At 42.1% G+C, this 21,023-nt stretch carries 18 protein-coding genes and 1 riboswitch; of the genes, 15 read left to right on the forward strand and 3 right to left on the reverse strand.

Annotated features, from left to right (window positions below; translation table 11 throughout):
* Positions 1–78: 78 nt before the first annotated feature.
* Together DSBG_RS01575 and DSBG_RS01580 are read left to right on the forward strand one after the other, a co-directional pair.
* Positions 79–1,023 (forward strand): LysR family transcriptional regulator, encoded by a 945-nt coding sequence (locus DSBG_RS01575; protein ID WP_068962474.1) that lies wholly within the window; start codon positions 79–81, stop codon positions 1,021–1,023.
* A 253-nt stretch (positions 1,024–1,276) separates the two neighbouring features.
* On the forward strand, positions 1,277–2,338 hold the full coding sequence (locus tag DSBG_RS01580) for a class I fructose-bisphosphate aldolase (RefSeq protein ID WP_068962475.1): 1,062 nt from the start codon (positions 1,277–1,279) through the stop codon (positions 2,336–2,338).
* A gap of 246 nt (positions 2,339–2,584) precedes the next feature.
* On the opposite strand, the gene tlp is transcribed toward DSBG_RS01580, so the two are convergent.
* Positions 2,585–2,800 (reverse strand): small acid-soluble spore protein Tlp, encoded by a 216-nt coding sequence (tlp, locus tag DSBG_RS01585; RefSeq protein WP_068962476.1) that lies wholly within the window; start codon positions 2,798–2,800, stop codon positions 2,585–2,587.
* A 317-nt stretch (positions 2,801–3,117) separates the two neighbouring features.
* On the opposite strand from tlp, the gene DSBG_RS01590 reads away from it, so the two are divergent.
* Positions 3,118–4,566, forward strand: a complete 1,449-nt coding sequence (locus tag DSBG_RS01590) for a Na+/H+ antiporter NhaC family protein (protein WP_068962477.1) — start codon at positions 3,118–3,120, stop codon at positions 4,564–4,566.
* 92 nt (positions 4,567–4,658) lie between these two features.
* The gene (gene dinB / locus DSBG_RS01595) at positions 4,659–5,828 is read left to right on the forward strand and encodes a DNA polymerase IV (RefSeq protein WP_068962478.1); all 1,170 of its coding nucleotides are present in this window, start codon (positions 4,659–4,661) and stop codon (positions 5,826–5,828) included.
* A 156-nt stretch (positions 5,829–5,984) separates the two neighbouring features.
* Here the strand turns inward: dinB and ablB are convergent, their stop codons facing one another.
* Positions 5,985–6,818, reverse strand: a complete 834-nt coding sequence (gene ablB, locus DSBG_RS01600; RefSeq protein WP_068962479.1) for a putative beta-lysine N-acetyltransferase — start codon at positions 6,816–6,818, stop codon at positions 5,985–5,987.
* A complete protein-coding gene (gene kamA / locus DSBG_RS01605) occupies positions 6,811–8,094 on the reverse strand; it encodes a lysine 2,3-aminomutase (protein WP_068962480.1) in 1,284 nt (427 codons plus the stop codon). Before kamA ends, ablB begins: the two co-directional genes overlap by 8 nt.
* 421 nt (positions 8,095–8,515) lie before the next feature.
* Here kamA and DSBG_RS01610 point away from each other — a divergent pair, with 421 nt between their 5' ends.
* The 11 genes from DSBG_RS01610 to DSBG_RS01655 all read left to right on the forward strand — a co-directional run bounded on the left by DSBG_RS01610 (position 8,516) and on the right by DSBG_RS01655 (position 20,850).
* Positions 8,516–8,719, forward strand: coding sequence for a hypothetical protein (locus tag DSBG_RS01610; protein WP_068962481.1), 204 nt, complete (start codon positions 8,516–8,518; stop codon positions 8,717–8,719).
* Positions 8,720–9,079: 360 nt separating this feature from the next.
* Complete coding sequence (locus DSBG_RS23545; RefSeq protein ID WP_242877378.1) at positions 9,080–9,301, forward strand: DUF3102 domain-containing protein; 222 nt, start codon at positions 9,080–9,082, stop codon at positions 9,299–9,301.
* 234 nt (positions 9,302–9,535) lie between these two features.
* Positions 9,536–10,342 (forward strand): undecaprenyl-diphosphate phosphatase, encoded by an 807-nt coding sequence (locus DSBG_RS01615; RefSeq protein ID WP_068962482.1) that lies wholly within the window; start codon positions 9,536–9,538, stop codon positions 10,340–10,342.
* A gap of 145 nt (positions 10,343–10,487) precedes the next feature.
* Positions 10,488–11,072 (forward strand): DUF502 domain-containing protein, encoded by a 585-nt coding sequence (locus tag DSBG_RS01620; RefSeq protein ID WP_068962483.1) that lies wholly within the window; start codon positions 10,488–10,490, stop codon positions 11,070–11,072.
* Positions 11,073–11,158: 86 nt separating this feature from the next.
* A riboswitch (cobalamin riboswitch) is annotated at positions 11,159–11,331 on the forward strand.
* Between the two features lie 104 nt (positions 11,332–11,435).
* Positions 11,436–12,188, forward strand: coding sequence for an AIR synthase related protein (locus DSBG_RS01625; protein WP_068962484.1), 753 nt, complete (start codon positions 11,436–11,438; stop codon positions 12,186–12,188).
* 20 nt (positions 12,189–12,208) lie between these two features.
* The gene (locus DSBG_RS01630; RefSeq protein WP_068962485.1) at positions 12,209–12,724 is read left to right on the forward strand and encodes an ECF transporter S component; all 516 of its coding nucleotides are present in this window, start codon (positions 12,209–12,211) and stop codon (positions 12,722–12,724) included.
* 53 nt (positions 12,725–12,777) lie between these two features.
* Positions 12,778–14,532 (forward strand): ABC transporter ATP-binding protein, encoded by a 1,755-nt coding sequence (locus tag DSBG_RS01635; protein WP_068962507.1) that lies wholly within the window; start codon positions 12,778–12,780, stop codon positions 14,530–14,532.
* Positions 14,523–15,335 carry an energy-coupling factor transporter transmembrane component T family protein gene (locus DSBG_RS01640; protein WP_068962486.1) on the forward strand — a complete coding sequence of 271 codons (813 nt, stop codon included), beginning with the start codon at positions 14,523–14,525 and terminating at the stop codon, positions 15,333–15,335. Before DSBG_RS01635 ends, DSBG_RS01640 begins: the two co-directional genes overlap by 10 nt.
* Positions 15,336–15,583: 248 nt before the next feature.
* Positions 15,584–16,210: a DNA-3-methyladenine glycosylase family protein gene (locus tag DSBG_RS01645; protein ID WP_068962487.1), complete on the forward strand. Its 627-nt coding sequence runs from the start codon at positions 15,584–15,586 to the stop codon at positions 16,208–16,210.
* A 46-nt stretch (positions 16,211–16,256) separates the two neighbouring features.
* Entirely contained in the window at positions 16,257–16,868 is a 612-nt protein-coding gene (locus DSBG_RS01650; RefSeq protein ID WP_083236677.1) for a hypothetical protein, read from the forward strand.
* 178 nt (positions 16,869–17,046) lie between these two features.
* Positions 17,047–20,850, forward strand: a complete 3,804-nt coding sequence (locus tag DSBG_RS01655) for a phosphoribosylformylglycinamidine synthase (RefSeq protein ID WP_068962489.1) — start codon at positions 17,047–17,049, stop codon at positions 20,848–20,850.
* Positions 20,851–21,023 lie beyond the last annotated feature (173 nt).

The following is a 21,023-nucleotide window of genomic DNA, read 5'->3' on the forward strand; positions in this document are numbered from 1 at the left end:
ACTATTTGTAAAATAGATAGTTGGAATATTGATTATGGATATGATAGATAATATAATCCTGCTAAGGGAGGTGGAGATGTGGATATACGTCATCTAGAGTATTTTGTTGAGGTCGCTCGTCAAAAGAGTTTTAGTAGTGCTGCTAAAGCTACACATGTTACTCAGTCGACTATTAGCAAGATGATTAAGGACATGGAAACAGAATTAGGAAAAGCGCTATTTAACCGGAGTTCTAAATATGTTCAGCTGACTGATACCGGCGAGATGCTATTTCCTAAAGCTAAACAAATAGTAGAGATGTTCCTAAGCATTCCTACCGAGCTAGATATTATGGCAAAAACTGAAAAGGGTAAGCTTAGTATTGGTTTACCTCCCATTACCGCAGCTACCGCATTTGCCCAATTACTGGGTGAGTTTATAAAAGCTTATCCCAATATCGAGATAAACTTATTTGAGTATGGGTCCAAACGTGTTGAGTTAGGAATTCAGGATGGATCGTTAGATGTGGGTCTTATCTGTTGTCCCGCTAATAGTGACCAATATAATATAATGCACTTTAGCAAAGACCCTTTATGGGTGGTTGGTCACTCTGAACACCCGCTGAGAGAATATCCTAAAATCGAATTTGAATTACTGGTTGAGGAGATTTTTGTTTTATATCGACGCGATTTCAGCTTATACGATGAAATTGTTAAGCGGTGTAAAATGGCTGGTTTTCAGCCTAAAGTAGCTTTTGAAACTTCGCAACTTGAATTGATGACTCAAATTGTTGCGGCTAAACTGGGGATTGCTCTATTGCCAAGCAAACTATGCGCTGAACTTGATCCGAAAACAATGGCATTTATGCCTTTAAGTGATCCACAAATATTTCTTGAACTGTCATTAATCTGGCACAAACGACGTTATCTATCTTATGCTACCCACTTATTGGTAGAGTTTATTCAGGCGTCTTTGCTGGAGAAAATACATAATATCAATGAATCCAATGAATTCAATGAATTCAATCCATTGGATTTAAAATAGTCTATTAATTTTCAGAGTCTTGAAAGAGGGGACTATTGTTTTGAGTACCAGATTTAACTCTGGTTTTTTGTTTTTTCAGAAATCTTAGGAGGAATAATTAGGAAACACGTAGAATCTAGTATGTATCCTTATAGAATGGTTATCCCTTTTTGTTTTATTTGTTTTGATGACTTATCACTTTGCTGTAACACATTCACTGTAAAGATACTGTCAGAAAAACGAAAATTGTGAGTTGAAAATGACGAGTGAAAGGATGAAGATTTTGAAGAATGATACGATCACTATTTTAGGGGATGAAGCAAAAGATTTGTTAGAACACAAATGTACCACGATTCCCAAGGAACTTATTCATCTACCCGGTTCGGATTTTATCGACCGGGTCGTAGAAATGTCAGATCGGTCCAATAGTGTCTTGAGGAATTTAGCGACGCTTTTTAACCATGGCCGTTTAGCTGGTAGCGGTTATCTATCCTTATTACCAGTAGATCAAGGCGTTGAACATTCTGCGGCTGCTTCTTTCGCACCCAATCCTATTTATTTTGATCCAGAGAACATTGTTAAACTAGCAATTGAAGGCGGATGTAATGCAGTCACGTCAACGTTAGGTGTTTTAGGAGCAGTCTCTCGCAAATATGCTCATAAAATTCCCTTTATCTTAAAAATTAATCACAATGAACTACTGACTTATCCGAATTCTTTTGATCAAAGACTTTTCGCCTCAGTAGAACAGGGCTTTCAAATGGGAGCTGTGGGGATTGGCGCCACAATATATTACGGTTCTCAGGAGTCACGCCGCCAAATTGAAGAAATAAGCGCTGCTTTTAAACGCGCTCACGAATTAGGCATGTTTACAGTGCTTTGGTGTTATCTGCGCAACGATGGTTTTAAGAAAGATAAAGTTAACTATGATGCAGCAGCTGATTTAACTGGGCAAGCCAATCATTTAGGGGTGACCATCGAAGCAGATATAATCAAACAAAAACAGGCCACTAATAACGGGGGCTATACTGCCTTAAACTTTGGAAAAACCAGTCCGCTGGTTTATGAAAAATTATCCTCTCAGCATCTGATTGATTTAACTCGCTATCAAGTGGCTAATTGCTATATGGGTAGAGCAGGATTGATTAATTCTGGAGGTCCTTCAGGCGAAAATGATTTGCAACAAGCTGTCAAGACAGCAGTCATCAATAAAAGAGCAGGTGGCATGGGCATGATCTCAGGTCGGAAGGCCTTTCAAAAGCCGATGGGTGAGGGGATAGAATTGCTTAATGCCATCCAAAATGTATATCTTGATAGAGGTATTGACATAGCTTAAGCAAGGGCATACTCAAAACTCTCAGTCTTTTGAATCAGTGTTAACAATTTTTGGTTGCCTAAGGCTCTCCAGCAGGGCAAGAACTCTCAAATCAGGTCGTCGGAATATCGATAGATTGACAGGTACCGCTGCAATTTACGATAAAAGTTAGCCAATCTATAAAATTTTAAGAAAATAACAAGCAGCTTCTACCAAAATAGGTAGGAGCTGCTTTCTCGTGTAAGTACATACGGTGCAAATGCTGCTTTAGTGATGAGCTTCGTCTCTTTTTTCCGCTATAAAACCATTAATACTTTCTTTACGTCGATCATTTTTAGCTTCTAAAGCTTGCTTCTCATCAGCTGAAATCTCACCAGCATGCTCATCCAAGTAATCCTCTGATTCATGCAACTTGGCAATGGTGTTGTCGATATGTTCTTGCAGGTGCGCCTCGTTATCCGCTCGATTATCCGGTTTGGCCAATGTAAATCCCTCCTAGTTATTCATAACTGCCTTTATAGGATGGCCTAAATCAAAAGCTGCTATGCGAGTATATATTCATATCCGCGTTTCTTTCTAGAGTATTAACCTGCAAAAACCGTGAAAAGATAAGAGCGGTAATCGTCTTATAAAAACTCAAGAAGTATTTTGGGGCTTATGTTTGAGTTAGCAGTCCCGCTTTAGTGATAGTCATGACATTGAAGTTGAGGTCAAAGCCGGCATAACAAATGGCGGCTAAATTGGAGAAAAGCCCTAATCACCAAGTACTGAAGATTAAAAAGTATGTTAGGAGTGTTGAGATGGAAGGATCATGGATAGCGTTATTGCCTTTTTTGGTGGTAATTCCGATTTCTATTGTAACAAAGCAAGTTCAACCAGGTCTTCTTGTTGGGTTAATTCTGGGGAGCTATTTGAAACAGCCGGATATTTTGGGCGGAGTAAAGACTTTAATTGGGTATATCGTGGATAATATGGTTAAACAGAATAACATCCGCATCATCATTTTCCTTTATGTGTTTGCTGGCTTGATCAGCTTAACCAAGCTGACCGGTGGAATTAAAGGTTTTGTCAATTTAGTCGGGCATAAAGTGAAAACTAAAGGTTCAGCAATGTTGTTAACCTGGCTATCAACAATCGGTACTTTTTCTGATCCTGATTTCAGGATCGTTACGATCGCCCCAATCATGAAAGCCTTAAGGCAAAGATTGCAAATTTCTAAACAAGAGATTGGTTTCGTCATTGAGGCAACCTCTAATCCGGTCGTTGTGCTTATACCTGTAGCCACTGCATTTGTTGGCTATATGGTTTCGGTGACAGGGACAGCTCTTCAACATGTGGGGATTAAGGAAGAACCCTACATCATTTATATCAAAAGTATCCCATTTAATTTTTTTTCGTATGTAATTATTGCCTTAGGCATTTATTATAGCTTTTTTCGTGATTTCGGTGGAAAGAAAAGAGAAGGAAAGCAGGAAGCGAGCAATGCTAGGGCAAATGGCCAGGACCCAAATTCGCTGCAAGGCGAGGAAGACCTTGAAGAGTGTTATCGGGCATTCGAGAAGGATACGCCGAGTAAGCCCTGGAATTTAATTCTGCCACTCATCTCCGTCTTAGTAGGAACGATCTTTTTAAGCTGGTGGGACGGGCATCTGAAATCCAGTAGTTTCATGGGTGCTTTCCTTAAAGCTGACGCTCTAGGTGTTATGCTTGAGGCCGTGTTTATTTCTTTATTTCTTTCATTAATCTTTTACTTATGCCAGCATTTCAGCGTTGCCAAGCTCGTAACCCATTTCGTCAAAGGTGGCAATGAATTAGTTTCTGTCATTATCATGTTAACCCTGATCTGGGCGCTGTCCGCAGTGTCCGAAGATTTGGGATTCTCCAAATATATAGCTGCACAAGTTGCTGGTCGAGTTCCTCATACCTTTATTGCGCCAGTAATATTTCTGCTGGGTGGTCTGATTTCATATTTTATTGGTTCATCCTGGGGCACGTGGGGTTTACTAATGCCCTTAGGAGTAACTCTGGCCCAACAATCGGGAGGCAATATCTTACTTGTCATAGGTGCCGTCTTTGCTAGTGGGACTTTTGGCGCTTTTGCTTCGCCGTTAAGTGATAACACGGTTACCTTGTGTACGATTCTCGATCTTCCAGTCATGGAATATTCACGCTTGAAGTTAAAGCCAGCCTTATTGGCTGCGGCGATAACGACCGTACTGTTTGGCGTGGCGGCTATGTTGTTTCATTAATATAAGAAATCACTTCTCTTACAATGCCGCGTTATTAATAAAAGCAATAATATAGATATTTTAATAATTTTGGAGCATGTTATAATAATATTATGGACAATTGGACAAACCGAAATAATACAATACTGCATGTTGATATGGATGCATTTTATGCATCGGTCGAGCAACGGGATGATCCGTCATTGCTGGGCAAGCCTGTCGTGGTTGGAGGAAAACCTAACAGCCGAGGTGTCGTTGCTACAGCGTCTTATGAGGCACGAAAATTTGGAATACACTCCGCTATGCCTTTAGCCGAGGCTTTCCGACGTTGTCCTCATGCGTCTTTTTTGCCTGTAAACATGCCTAAATATCAAGAGGTATCCTTGCAAATTCGACAGGTATTTATGACGTATACACCACTAGTGGAACCACTGTCCTTGGATGAAGCATTTTTGGATGTGACAGGTTCTACGAGCTTGTTTGGTTCTGCTGATTCCATTGCTATTGCTATTAAACAGCGTATCCAGCGGGAGTTGAGCTTAACCGCATCAGTTGGTCTAGCCTGCAACAAGTTTCTGGCTAAATTGGCCTCGGATTTGCGCAAACCTGATGGCTTTGTCATTGTTCACCCCGATAAGGTTCAGGAGTTTCTTGACCCGCTGTCTGTGGATAGGCTCTGGGGAGTCGGGAAAAAAACAGCTGAGCAGTTGCATAAGGTTAATGTCAAAACAATTAGGGATCTACGTTACCTTGATCAGGAGTTCTTAACTCAATTATTTGGAGTTTTAGGAAGTCAGCTTTTTCAGTTAGCTCAAGGAATCGATGAGAGACCTGTGGAAAGTGTAAAGATTGTTAAATCCATCGGTCGTGAGATCACTTTTGCAACAGATATTGAGGCTCGGGATGTATTAGAGACAACCTTATTGAAGCTTGCTGTTGATGTGGGACGGCGTCTGCGTAAGGAGGCTTTAAGAGGTAAAACGATCACTTTAAAAGTCCGCTATGACGATTTCAGAACTGTGTCTCGTTCTCATACATTACAACAGGCCACCGATCTGGATGACGTGATATATCAAGAAGCCCGGAATTTGTTAAAGGAGGTACCGCTTAACCACGCACTTAGATTGATTGGGGTGACAGCGAATAATCTGACTGATAAATTAGAACAGCAACTTTCGTTGTTTCCTGAGCCACAAAAGAATCATGAAACTTTGACTAAGGTCATAGATTCTGTTAAACAGAAATATGGCGAGAAGAGTATTACAAGGGCAAGGCTGTTGTGACAAAATGTTTAACCTATATAATCTGCGTGGGAATGCGTAACCTAAGGGGATGTGTGAAAACTCAGTCTCCAAAATTTCAAGTGGTTACAACAATCAATAAGCGTCCTCATTTCACTATTAAAGTGGAGTGAGGACGCTTGTGTTTTGACTATTGACCTATGCATATCTAACCCAAAGGTTCATGTCTTCAAATGAACCGGCGATATGACAATTGTTAATCAGACGCCCCTGATATCTGTATCCAAGTTTGTGGAAGACTCTGTTCATTCCGTAGGACTGGGCACGGGCCAATGTATATAGGTTAAATGAACCGTGCTTGTGAACTTCGTGCTCCAAGATACATAGTAATCGTTCGGAAAGAGAATGCCCCCGGTAATCTTCTAGTGTTGCACAATCCGTCATTTCGCAGCGGTTAAGAATTGGATTGGGGTAAGCAGCTGCTACGCCAATCAGCTGGTCTTGTGAAAATGCTCCGGCAAAAACATTACCCTTCTGGATTAAGGTGCGAATGTATTGAGGATTTTCTACTGGTGAGGGATAACTGGTAAAAACTTGGCTTAGTAGTTGTGATATTTGCTCGGCGTTGGATTCATTTAAAAGCTTTAACTCCATTCCAAGAGGCAAGCGTAGTGACTGCTTGACTGGTTTCGTTCTAACGCTATCGATAATATCATTCTCGGATTGCAACTTATCGGATTGACCTCTTGCTTCACTAGGATAATAGGCCAGGCTGATAACAAATTCTTCATAATCACCACGGAAGAGACTACCTTCGGTACGAAAGCCACATCTTAAAAATTCGGGGACATCTGCTGGCAAAGCCCAAAGCCATATTTTCTCCAGCTTTGTTGTTATTGCTAAGTCAACGAGCTGCTCACTGAGCAAAGAAGCCTTAGTTCCAAGTTCATAACCGTCGACAACCAACCGTTTATTCCTCTCATCCACGTTAATGGTGTTTGAGCAATTCACAGTGCTTATCGTGTTAAGCATTGACTCCACCTCCGCAACGACCAGAAACCATTTTCCTTCTCTCCAAGCGCATGTTTTCTTGGGGTGTTAGACTGATCCGCTCACCTTTCAGCAACTTAGCGAGACCAATCTGGCGGGTTTTCGAGCTGGAACAGGTCTCGGAGCATGTTTCGCAGCTTCTTGTTTTGTTTTCGGGTTCCTGATATACCGTGATGACTCCTTCATAATTGCGCAGGATAACTTTATCGCTTGATTGAGAAATCAAATAGTTGGGCTGCAAGGGGATTTTACCGCCCCCGCCCGGAGCATCGACAACAAAGGTAGGAACAGCGAAACCAGAGGTATGTCCCCTGAGCATTTCGATAATTTCCAAACCGGTGCTTACCGATGTCCGGAAATGCTCGATGCCACTGGATAAGTCGCATTGGTACATGTAGTAAGGTCTTACTCGGCATCTGACGAGTTCATGAACCAGCTTTTTCATAATGACCGGACAATCATTAATTCCTTTAAGCAAAACTGATTGATTCCCTAGTGGAATGCCAGCATTGGCAAGCTTATTTAGGGCATTACGAGCTTCAGCGGTGAGCTCTTGAGGATGATTGAAATGTGTATTGATCCAAACAGGGTGGTATTTTTGCAAAACTTGAATGAGGTGATCCGTAATGCGCATTGGCAGGACGACAGGAGTTCTTGTTCCGATCCGAATGATCTCAACATGGGGAATCGACCGCAGATTAGACAAGATAAACTCCAAACGTTCATCCGAAAGGGTAAAGGGATCTCCTCCCGAAATCAGCACATCGCGTATCTGGGGGTTGGAACGAATATATTCCAGGGCGAGCTTAAATCGATTTAATGGCAGAGCCTGGTCGGTTTGTCCCGCCATTCTTCTGCGGGTGCAATGCCTACAGTACATTGAGCATTGGTCCGTTACTAGAAGTAGTACACGATCAGGATAGCGGTGGGTTAGCCCTGGTACAGGGGAATCGGCTTCTTCATGCAGAGGATCATCTAAATCGCATGAAGATTTCCGCAATTCATGAATGGAAGGAATTGCTTGTTTTTTGATAGGGCACTTAGGGTCTTGGGGACTCATCAGGGAAAAGTAGTAAGGCGTAATTGCCATTCGGAAATTTTTTAAGCAACGCTCAATTTGACCTGCTTCTTCGGACGGAAGAGACACCGCTTCAAGTAATCCTCCAAGAGTTGTAATTCGGTTGGACATTTGCCAATGCCAATCATTCCATTGTTCATCAGTTATAAAAGGCCATAACTTTTGTTGTAGTTCGTTCATTTGTTCTACCTCCTCGTAAAGTTACCAAACAGTATTTACTGAATTAGCGTAGGTCTGGGTTAATAAAATGCATAGACAGACGAAGGGATATCAAACGCAAAAAAATAAGTATCGAATAGCAAATAGCAAATAAGTAACAACTAACAACCTCATTACATATCATAAGTTGTTAGATTGTAATTGTCAACCCAAATTCTTGAAGTTAGGGTTTTCACTTAGCGATAGTTTCTGAAAACCCTAACCAAGGCCTTCCTCAGCAGGTTAAGTCATTAATTAGCTGCTTAAAACAGTTACTATTGCCAAGCAGAATGTTCGTAAAATGCTAGAATTGAAGAGTAGCTGTTTTTGCTTAGGGCCAACTTTCCTTTAATGTATTTGTGGAATATATTACCAACACGAACACACTAAAGGAGTTGCTGAAATGAGCGAGAAAAAATGCGAGTGCAAATGCAAAAGCAAATCTACTTCTAAAGAATTGCCCGTCCTGATCGGGGGCATTGTGGTATACGAATTGGCGATCATCATCGGTTTGTTAGTGCTAATCTTCCTTGATTTTGATGCTCCATGTGAAAAAACGCAGGCCATAACTTTGGATTCTGAGGAAACTTTACCAACCGAAGAGTAGTAAATGAACCCCCGCATCACGGTCTATGTGATGCGGGGGCTCATTTAGAATATATTTTAACAGTTAGAGGTTGTTAGAGCGTTTGTTTAACTGTTTCTCTTTTCTTAAAGGGGAACAGGCTAAGGTTAAATGTCAATGAGTAGCGGTACCCATGGTAAATGGAACGTTGGAGCAGTTATGTTGAAAAATACCTTTAAAACCTTGGAAGCATTCCAAGAATTTTCTGACAAAAATATTTAATGTAAAAAAATTTATATTTGTTATAGTCTTGTGTTCTAAGCCTTCGAGTAGTGAAAGATCTGTAATCCAACAATCTATTTTAGATGCCCTTACAGTTCAAATTCGGAATCGATTCCGAATTTGAGCTACACTCAGGCAATTATCCTCCTGGGAATTCCCGAGGAAGAACGGGAGTCCTTTGTGGCAGAGAATGATGTAGCCGCCAACCAAGGCGCAGTCACGAAAATAACCTCTGAGCGGGACGAGTTGAGAAAAGAGGCCTCAGGTCTCCAAGCGGCCATCCACACTGAAGAGTCAACCATCAAGACGTACAGAAGAAACTGGATGCTGCCAAGAGAGTGAGGCTTCAGCTTCGAAAATCACCGCCCTGGAAAAGGATATCAAAGTCGCTCAGATTAAGCTGATCATAGAGGGCTTGCTGTAGAAAAAGGTGTCCATATTTGCCTGAGACAAAACGATAGATCATTTCATGCATGAGTTAGCAAAACTGTAGTTGTATTTAATTGAGGAGCAGAGTAAAGTAGTGGAGGGAAGGCTGAAACACGCCAAAAATTATTGTAGAAACGAGATGATTTAATGAATGATTTTATCAACGCTATAATTTTAGGAATTGTCGAAGGAATTACCGAATTTCTTCCGATCTCTTCCACAGGACATCTAATTATAGTTAACCAGTTTATCGGGTTCACGGGGCAATTTGCGAAGATGTTTGATGTTGTAATCCAACTAGGTGCAATTCTTTCGGTGGTTGTCTACTTTTGGAAAAGGCTTATTCCACTGGGTCATAACAACTCTTCTAAAAATCATAGAATTTTTGAGTTGTGGAAAAAGACAATTGTGGGAGTAATCCCCGCTCTTGGTATAGGATTCTTATTAGATAAATACATAGAAGCACATTTGTTTAATACGACAGTTGTGGCTATTTCTCTAATTGTTGGGGGATTAATTCTAGTGTACATAGAAAGCAGGAGCTCTTCTGCTCGCATAAATTCAATCCAAGATTTGGATTACAAGACTGCTTTCTTCATCGGTCTTATTCAATGTTTAGCCATGGTGCCTGGTACCTCGCGCTCTGCTGCGACCATAATCGGGGCAATGTTATTGGGTGCCTCTCGAGTCGTTGCGGCTGAATTTTCCTTCTTTTTGGCAATTCCTACGATGGTTGCAGCTTCTGGTTACACATTCTTGAAAAATGGAATGTTCTTGTCGGGGCATGAGATACTGGTTATAGCTGTTGGGTTCTTGGTATCGTTTATTGTGGCTTGGATGGTAATTTCAGCGTTTATGAATTACGTAAGCAAAAAGAATTTCAAACCATTTGCTTACTACAGGATTGTGCTCGGAATTTTCGTGCTCACGTATTTTGGCTTTCTTCATTCCTAGTCGGGGCGATGAGGCCGTTAAAAGTTTCGCGAAGTTCCTAAGAATTTGACATTGGCATTATCTGGTATAATAATAGACCTGTTGGATAATAAAGAACTAATACCTAATAAGTCAATTTTATTTTAGGAATTTGGAGAGGAAAACTTTGAAGAAATTTATCGGAATTTTTCTAAAGGGTCTTTTAGTCCTAACACCTTTAGCAATTACGTTCTACATTGTATATAAAATGTTTTTAATAACGGATGGATTGTTTAAAGGGTTACTGGAGCGTGCAGGCTTATATTTCCCTGGACTGGGACTGATTGTTACACTTACTGTCATCTTCCTGGTAGGTTTATTAGCCTCGAACTGGTTGACGAACCGATTACTGGATTATGTGGATAAGATCTTTATTAAAGTGCCACTGCTTGGGAGCATCTATGGAATTATTAAAGACACAGTGAATTCGTTTTCAGCAAATAAGAAGGGCTTCTCGCGTTTAGTCATGGTCAATATGTCCGATGAGCTAAAGCTGTTAGGGTTTCTGACGAATGACGAAGAAAGCGTATTTATTCCCAAGGGATACGTGGCAGTCTACTTAATGCAATCCATGCAATGGGCCGGAAATCTGATTCTTGTACCAGAAGAGAAAGTCCAACAGCTCGAAGCTTCTTCTGAAGATGCTTTGAAATTTATTGCTTCGGCCGGACTTTTAAGTAAGAAAGCACATAACGAGGAAATCACAAAGTAAAATTTCGTCTAATTTAATAAACGATAAAGTATCTTCCTAGAAATTACCTTGTAATCCAATCATGTTTGCCTTAAAATACATATAACTAAATATTCAGTGTTACTGGTGCCCTTAAAAGGGAGAATAGGGAACTGGGTGAGAATCCCGGACGGACCCACCACTGTAAAGAGGAAACTTATGCATTGCCACTGGGAAACTGGGAAGGCGCAAAAAGTTGATGACTCTGAGTCAGGAGACCTGCCTGTAACCTTGTAAGTCATGAATCAAGGTAAAGTTCATGGTCGGTTTTCATTTTCGATCTAACGTTGAAAATGAAGATTTGACTATGAGCTTTATTTGTTTAAGGGGATGGGGTGTAAACGATTGGGATATCTGGGTCGGGATGTTGAGGTTGTTTCGATAAATAAAGAACAATATCTGGTTGCTTCCTGTGATTCCTGCGGTGGAATCGGGATGAAAGAACTTGATGCGTTTAAGATTTCATGGTTCATTACAGGAAAGTTAACTACACGAGTTGCGTTGTTGGAGGTCCTTTCCACTGGGGCTGTGCCCCAGATGTTGACTGTGGCGATTTCTAATGAGCCGCACCCGACAGGGAATGAGCTATTAAAGGGGGTGAACGATGAACTAGAATCCGTCGGCTTAAAAACTCTCTCTATGGCGATCAGTACGGAAAAAAACATAACCACAAAACAAACCGGTCTCGGAATTAGTGCCATTGGTGTCGTCGAAAAAAATAAGTTGCGCATAGGAACAGCTCAACTGGGGGATTTTGTCTATTGTCTAGGCATTCCTAAAGTCGGACCTGAGCTCAATAATCCTGATGATCCAGAAATTGTTCAAGTGAAAGCTATTCAGGTTCTCTTAGGCATCTCAGGTATTCACGATATCATTCCTGTAGGGTCAAGAGGGATACGTATAGAAGCTGACCAACTTGCCGCTACAGTTAATGGTCATTTGCGAATTGATCCTACCTGCACGCTTGATTTAGATAAATCTGGGGGACCGTCGACATGTCTTATCTTTGCCTTGTCATCATTATCGGCCGCGGTCTTAGATCAGGTATTTTCTAGTTTCCCCAATTTACCTTTAACTAAAATCGGTAGATTGTACTAAGTTTTAAGGAGGAATAGTTTATGAGTAATTTAGGAACAGAACAACGGGACTTAAAACTCTCCGCTTGGAATATCAAAAGACTATCGATAATGGCCATTTTTATTGCCTTAAGTGCAGTGGGAGCGCTCATTAAGATCCCGAGTCCTGTTGGAACCATTGGTATGGATTCCGCACCCGGATTTTTTAGTGCCCTGGCCTTTGGCGGGCTAACGGGCGCCATCGTCATTGCTTTTGGGCATTTGCTGACCTCTGCGGTTGTCGGATTTCCTATGACGATTCCAGTCCATCTGTATATTGCTTTCCAAATGGCTCTATGGGCTTTGTGTTACCGGTGGGTGAATGAGAAGCTCGGTTTGATTCCTGCGATCATCGTTGGAATTATCCTTAATGGTGTCGTATCATCCTTGGCTATGTACCCGCTGATGGGAATGGGAGGGGTTATTGGACTAATGCCTTTTCTCGTCATTGGAGCAGCTCTGAACGTAATTATTTCGGCAATCGCCTACAAAGCAATTAAAGGAAGTCGGCTCATTTAGGTGATGGGGTGAAAACCGTGGAGACATTAGAAAACGCCAAAATTGTTCAACGCATGGAAAATGCCATCGAACTCAGTAATATCTCCTATCGATATCCGAATGCAGTGGAACCAAGTTTAAAAAACGTCAGCTTAACGGTAGAAAAAGGGAAATTCATCCTTTTGATGGGCTCTACAGGGGCAGGGAAAACAACTTTAAGTTTGTGTCTTAATGGCTTGATTCCACAGCTTATGGAGGGAAATCTAACAGGACAGGTAAGCGTAGCTGGAAAGAATGTGGGCAAAACAGCAGTCCAGTCGTTGTCCAAAGTGCTCGGGCTTGTCCTGCAAGACCCGGAGACACAAATTATTGGTCGCACGGTCGAAGAAGATACCGCATTTGGTCCCCGCAATTACTTGGTTCCTTTTGAAGAGATTAAAGAGAGTGTGAATCAAACCTTAGCAAAAGTTCGCCTTAAAGGCTATAATCAACGTTTGACTGAGGAACTCTCAGGTGGAGAAAAACAACGTTTGGCGATTGCGGGTGTCTTAGTGATGGAACCTGAAATTCTGGTACTGGACGAACCCACGTCTGAGCTCGATCCGATAGGACGATCAGAAATCTATCAAACCTTGGATGATTTACGACGCCACAAGGATTTGACCATTCTGTTAGTCGAACACTCCAGCGAAGAACTGATTCATAAGGCCGATGAAGTCGTCGTTCTGAACGAAGGGAAAGTAGCTTGGAGAGGGCTCCCAACTGAGCTCTTTCGCAATCTTACCCTCTTGCGTCAGTGGGGGATTAAACCTTTGCCAGTCAGTCAGATTGGATGGAATTTCTACGAAAAAGGCTGGATTTCTTTTGCCCAAATCCCTTTAGACATTCCATCTACCGAAAGCTTGATTAGAGGATTGCTTCCTAAATACGGACATCAGCAGGGCGAAAGGCAAAAAAAAGATTATCTTAAAAAGCAGGAATCGAATTTGACAGACAAAGTGAAAGCAGTTCAGGTCAGCAATCTGATTTACCAGTACAACTCAGGTCAACCTGCATTGCGGGGAATTAATCTGACGATTGAGGTTGGCGAGTTCGTAGCTTTAATTGGGCAAAACGGTGCAGGGAAAACAACCTTGGCCAAACATTTTAATGGACTTTTGAAACCAACCAGTGGAGAGGTTATTGTAGAAGGCATGAATACCTTACAGTATGAAACGTCTGATTTGGCAAGAACTATTGGATATGTCTTTCAAAATCCTGATCACCAAATATTCTCCACTACTGTCGAGAAAGAATTAGAATTCGGACTTAAAAATGCGGGATATAAAGGCAAAGTTATCAAAGAACGAATCGACCAGGTCCTTCAGTATACTGGGTTAGAAAAGTTTCGCAGTGTTCATCCGTTTAGTTTGGGCAAAGGAGAACGGCAAATGATTGCCGTGGCTTCAATTCTTGTATTAAAGCCTAAACTATTGATCATTGACGAACCGACCACTGGCTCAGACTGGACAGGAGTTCAGACAATGATGACCTTAATTCGTAACCTGAACGCCGCTGGGACCACAATTGTTATGATTAGCCATGATATGGACTTAGTTGCGCAATATGCTAAGCGAGTCATTGTCCTGAAAGACGGAGGGATTTTTTTAGACAGTACTCCTCAAGATGTTTTTTCCAACGAATCGCTTCTGCTTAACTCTGCCATTGTCCCACCTCAACTCTGTAGGCTCTCTTCACAGTTAAAGGACATTCTTGCTGAAGAAATATTAATTGAATCAAGTGAGTTTACGGCAATGTTCGAAAGCGGGGAGAAAACGGGATGTTTATAGAGTATTTACCAGGAAACACCTTACTTCACCGTCTCGATGTACGCACTAAAATGTTCGGCTTTATAGGATTCATCATTCTTTCCTTTTTATTTCAAGATCCAAAGTATCAACTTTTAATCTTAACTTTGATAAGTCTGCTAGCCGTGTGGATAAAGATCCCGTTGCGTAAGATCTGGGGAATGTTGCTTCCTTTGATCCCTATCGTAATATCGATTATTCTAATCACAGGATTCACGTTTGCTCCTGAGCGTTTCGATCGGGTTTCTAGTCAAGTGATCCTTTTTTATGTTTTGCCTGGAGACAGATTAGGAGCAACTGTGGGTGGATTCCTAATGGGCACTACGTTTATCATACGTCTTTTTAGCATGATGATCATTTCGTCTGTGTTGACTTTGACCACCTCTATGGATGACTTCACTCAATTTTTTCAGAAGATGAAAGTCCCTGCCGAGGTATCGATGATGTTGACAACGGCGATACGATTTATTCCAACCCTGGATAAAAAGCGCAAGCTAATTTTAGAAGCTCAAAAGGCGCGTGGGACAAATTTCAAGGAGAAGGGGATTGTTGGTCCTATTCGCTCATACCTTCCAATTATGATTCCTATGTTTATCAATTCGATTTTGATGGCCAATTCGCTATCGATGGCCATGCTTAATCGGGGGTACGGCTTAACGCGGGCTTGCACATCCATACGCGAAATCTCTTTTGCTTCAAGGGACTATTGGTCTATTTCTTTCATCTTTATGTTAATGACGTTGGCCATCTATGTTCGATTTAAATTGCACTTGGGCGTTTTGTAGACTCTTTTTTGACATAGGACTCTTTCATAACAGACCAATTTTCTACACTAACTCCGTTACTTAGAACAAAAGTAGCGGAGTTTCTTATTAAAGTATTAGGTTGTGATATAATGTTGCTTAAAAAAGGCTTGTAATTTCTATAACAGCATTTGTGATCATTACAATTCCGTTATCTTATATAATGTATACGACCGGCTGTATTTCCCTGAGAATATCTCTGTGATAGAATACTTGCTGGAGGTATGAATATGGAACAAGTCTCTGCGCCCGGGTGTGCGCTTTTTGAATATGGTCAAAAGGAGATAGACCACCTGAAACGCAAGGATAAAAAGCTTGCTGTGGCTATTGACAAAATCGGGATCATAAAACGGCAAATTACGCCTGATCCATTTAGAGCACTTATCTCCAGTGTTGTTAGTCAACAGATTTCCAATAAAGCTGCAGCAACTGTCTGGAACAGATTGTGTACGCTGTTGGAAGACATTACCCCAGAGATTATTGCCCAAGTAAGTCTACCTGAAATTCAAGCTTGCGGTATGTCTGAGCGAAAAGCCGGATATATCAAAGGCATTGCCAATGCTGCTAATTTAGGAATTGTAGATTTTAAAAGCCTTCATACACTAACTGACGAAGAGATCATCAAAAAACTCTCCTCACTTCATGGAGTAGGAGTTTGGACCGCCGAAATGCTGCTGATTTTTTCATTCTGCCGACCGGATGTTGTAAGCTACAAAGATCTAGCAATCTGCAGAGGAATGATGAATTTATATGGCCTCAAGGAACTCTCGAAGGAAAAATTCGAGAGATATCGGAAAAGGTATACTCCTTATGGTACGGTCGCCTCATTGTATCTTTGGGCTTTGTCAGTAATGTAGTTTTATGAATCATTGAAAATGCCCCATCAAAAGGAGATTTATTGGTTTGAAAAGAATTTTATGGACCTTGCTGTTATTGCCTTTTTTAATAACCGCCGGGTGTTCAACAAAATCCACAACTAACCCCCCAACTAATCCACCTCAACCATCTACTCAAACATCCACCCAATCGTCTCAGTTGCCACCCACAAAAACTCAAAGTACCGATGTAACAACCTCGACCATGAGTTTTAGGTGGATTGCTTTAAAAGACGATATCCTGAATCCTAAAGCCCTAACGAAAGATGGCAAACCGGATGGTCATTTTCATGTCCTATTACCTTTTACCGAAACGACAAAGATCAAATACATGATCATGAGATATACAGAATTCGGAGCACATGTTCAATGGGCTTGGGACTACAACCCGACGGTTGCTATAGTTGGTTCTCCTATGGCTGTCTTTGTTAATGGCGAGATGGTGACACAGGGGACGGATATAGGCTTACCCAGTTCAGGTAATACAGACTTAGACTTATATGTTTCAGAGTTAAACAATGAAAACGGCTGGGATACGTTTAAATTTGAGAATGGGCAAACTATTAGTATCCAAATCAAGTACATTACTAAGTCGGGCGCGGAGAAGGAATTTGATGCAACGACAGGGGTGAATATGTAAGACAAGTCGCCCCCTCTTTTAATTCCAGCAAAATCATGATATTATGCAGACTAAGAGTTTTTGTACCTATTATTGCGCGACGAGGCCATAGACAAGTGCTATGGCCTTATACATATTTAACACGCGAAACAACCAATGCCGCTTAAAAAATATTAATTGATGGAGGATTGTAGATTTTATGGGATCACAAGTCAAACGGATTTATGTTGAAAAAAAGCCGGGCTATGATATTGAAGCTCAGGGTCTCTATAACGATTTATTGGAGAATCTAGGAATTGCAGGACTGGCAGGCTTGAGAATTATTAACCGCTATGATATTTCCGGTATTACGGATGAGGAGTATTTAAAGTCCCGTCCGATTATTTTTGCTGAACCTCCGCTGGATTTGGTGTTTGACGAGGAACTGGAGATTTCCCCTGAGGATCTAGTTTTTGCCATGGAATACTTACCCGGCCAGTATGATCAACGAGCGGATTCTGCTGCCCAATGTGTCCAGATTTTGACGCAGAAAGAGCGGCCCAATATTGCTTCGGCTAAAGTGATTGTTTTAAAAGGCCAATTATCAGAGGAAGATTTCAGTAGAATCAAGGACTATTGTATTAACCCTGTTGAATCACGGGAAGCTTCTTTAGAAAAACCCACAAGTCTTGAATTTGAAACCGTTATTCCACCAAATGTAGAGACCATCGATCATTTTATGGAAAAGGCGCCTGCTGAGTTGAGATCATTCTTTCAAGAAACCGGCTTAGCGATGAGTTTTGAGGATTTGACTTTCTGTCAGGAGTATTTCCGGGATACAGAGCAAAGAAACCCGACGATTACTGAGATCCGGGTTATTGACACTTACTGGTCCGATCATTGTCGTCATACTACTTTTTTTACCAAAATTGAAGAGGTTTCTTTTGCTGAAGGGGATTTTGCAACCCCTTTGACAACAGCCTATCAGGAATACCTTGAATCTCGGGATTATGTGTATGGTGAAAATCCTCCGAACAGAGATATCTGCCTCATGGACATTGGTATATTAGGTATGAAAGAACTGAAGAAAAAAGGTCTGTTACCAGATCTTGATGAATCGGATGAAATCAATGCTTGTAGTATTGTGGTGAATGTCGATATCGACGGCCGAAATGAAGAATGGTTAGTTATGTTTAAAAATGAAACCCATAACCACCCCACAGAAATTGAACCGTTTGGCGGCGCTGCTACTTGTTTGGGTGGTGCTATCCGGGACCCCTTGTCTGGTCGTACGTATGTCTACCAGGCAATGCGTGTGACAGGAAGCGGCGATCCCAGGGCGAAAATAGCGGATACCTTAACAGGCAAGTTACCCCAAAGAAAGATAACTCGAGGCGCGGCTTCCGGTTATAGTTCTTATGGCAATCAAATCGGTCTGGCCACTGGGCAAGTCGCCGAGGTCTACGATGAAGGCTTCGTGGCCAAACGGATGGAAATCGGGGCTGTAATTGCGGCGGCCCCTCGCGGAAACGTAGTCCGTCAAGCCCCTGAGCCTGGGGATGTTGTCGTACTGGTCGGCGGGAGAACAGGTCGGGACGGCTGTGGCGGTGCTACGGGTTCTTCCAAAGAACACACCGCGGAGTCTTTACTGACTTGTGGAGCGGAAGTGCAAAAGGGAAATCCGCCAACCGAACGAAAGATTCAGAGGCTCTTCCGTAATGCTCAGGTAAGTACCCTGATTAAACGATGTAATGATTTTGGAGCGGGTGGCGTGGCTGTAGCCATTGGCGAATTAACGGATGGCTTAGAAATTAACCTGGATGCTGTTCCGAAAAAATACGAGGGTCTTGATGGAACTGAGTTAGCTATATCTGAATCTCAGGAGCGTATGGCAGTCGTTATTCGAGCTGAGGATTTTGAGTCGTTTGCCATGTATGCTCAGGAGGAAAACCTTGAGGCCACTTTAGTGGCCCGGGTTAGTGATAACCCTAGGCTTAAGATGCTTTGGCGGGGACAGGCCATTGTCGATATCAGCAGAGAGTTTCTTAATACCAATGGTGTTAAGCAAAAAACGAAGGTTCAAGTAACCACTCCTGAGGCAAGTATGAACTATTTTAATAGGTTGCCGGAAGCAGTCACCAAGGCTTTAGTTGCCGAAAACAAACATCTCGCTTTGCAAGAAGCTTGGTTGGCCAATTTAGCTGATTTAAACGTCTGTAGCCAAAAAGGACTGGTGGAAAGGTTTGACAGCAGCATCGGGATGGCTTCAGTTCTGATGCCGTTGGGTGGTAAGTATCAAGTAACTCCGACAGAAGGCATGGTGGCTAAACTTCCCGTGCTCACTGGAGAAACGAATACTGCGACGATGATGACCTATGGCTATAATCCACAGATGGCTAAATGGAGTCCTTTTCACGGTGCCTTATATGCTGTCATTGATGCGGTGACTAAGATCGTTGCCCTGGGTGGAGATTATCGTTACGTACGCCTTACCCTGCAGGAGTATTTTGAACGACTTGGGACAGATCCGGAAAAGTGGGGAAAACCGTTTAGTGCTTTACTCGGGGCATTTTATGCGCAGAAAAAACTGGAAATCCCTGCCATCGGAGGAAAAGACAGTATGTCTGGGACCTTCATGGATCTGCATGTACCTCCGACTTTAGTTGCCTTTGCCGTCAATGTCACCCGTGCCGATAAGGTTGTGTCTCAAGAATTTAAACAGGTCGGTAGTCAAGTCGTTTTGGTTGCTGCCACCCGAGATGAACATGAAATTCCGGATTTTGAACGGCTGGTTAAAAACTATCAGAAGATTACTGAGTTAATAAATTCTGGAGTTGTTCTGGCAACCCATACCGTAACAATGGGAGGGCTGGCTGCTGCTCTCAGCAAAATGTCTTTCGGCAATCGAATCGGGATGGTCTTTAATCGTCCGATAGATATTAAACATTTGTTTTCGGCGGACTATGGCTCGCTAGTCTTAGAAATCGGAGAAACGGTCAATCTAGCGGATGTTTTTGGCGGGGTAGCGTACCAACTGATCGGCAATACCCAAGAAAAACCTGTGATCGCGGTTAATGAAGTGAATCTTGAGCTGGATGTTGCTTTACAGGCTTGGGAAAAGCCTTTGGAAAAAATCTTCCCGACGCAAACCGAGCAAGTCTCCAAACCACAAAAAATAAGTTATCGCTTGCGGAATACTCAAAAAGCTTCTCCTAAAATCGCCAAACCAAAAATCTTTATTCCTGTATTTCCAGGTACTAACTGTGAATACGATTCGGCTAAGGCTTTTGAGAAAGCTGGAGGTCTGGTTGAAACTCTGGTGATCAGAAACCTAACGGCTTCAGATGTGGAACAATCCATTCAGGAGATGGTTAAAAAGATTAAGCAGGCGCAAATCGTCATGCTTCCGGGAGGGTTCAGTGCCGGAGATGAACCGGATGGTTCTGGCAAGTTTATCGCGACCATGTTCAGAAATCCTCGGATTAACGAAGCGGTGCTGGAATTGATCAAGCACCGTGATGGTTTAATGCTCGGGATTTGTAACGGCTTCCAAGCTTTAATAAAGCTGGGGCTCGTTCCATACGGAGAAGTCATCGATTTGATGGAGGAATCCCCGACCCTAACGTATAATAAAATCGGGCGTCACGTTTCCTGTATGGTCCAAACGAAGGTTGTTTCCGTCTTATCCCCTTGGTTTAGTGGGGTAAACCTCGGAGATATTCATACCGTGCCCATTTCACATGGAGAAGGACGATTTGTGGCTAGCACTGATATGATAGAGACGTTGATTGCTAATGGGCAGGTTGCAACTCAATATGTCGATTTCGCTGGTAACCCTAGCAATGATATTGTTTATACACCGAATGGCTCCTACGAAGCGATTGAAGGGATCACCAGTCCCGATGGACGGATTCTAGGCAAAATGGCCCATTCTGAAAGAACCGGAAGTCAGATAGCGATTAATGTTCCTGGTAATAAGTATCAACCGATTTTCGCCGGTGGAGTGAATTACTTCCGGGGATAGATTAGAGATTTTATCGAAAAATTGACAGCTCTCGCTGAAAGTCATTTAGGCTGTTTAGCGAGGGCTGTTTTGCTGAAGAAGTCACCCAACAATATGAGCCTATATCAAAAAAGTAGCAATAAGTCAATAAATTCTCTGTCAGAAACCTCAGGTTAGCTCCGTCTATTATATTA

Origin of the sequence: Desulfosporosinus cupriresistens (assembly GCF_001707885.1) — a bacterium.
In the GTDB taxonomy this organism is placed as follows: Bacteria; Bacillota; Desulfitobacteriia; order Desulfitobacteriales; family Desulfitobacteriaceae; genus Desulfosporosinus.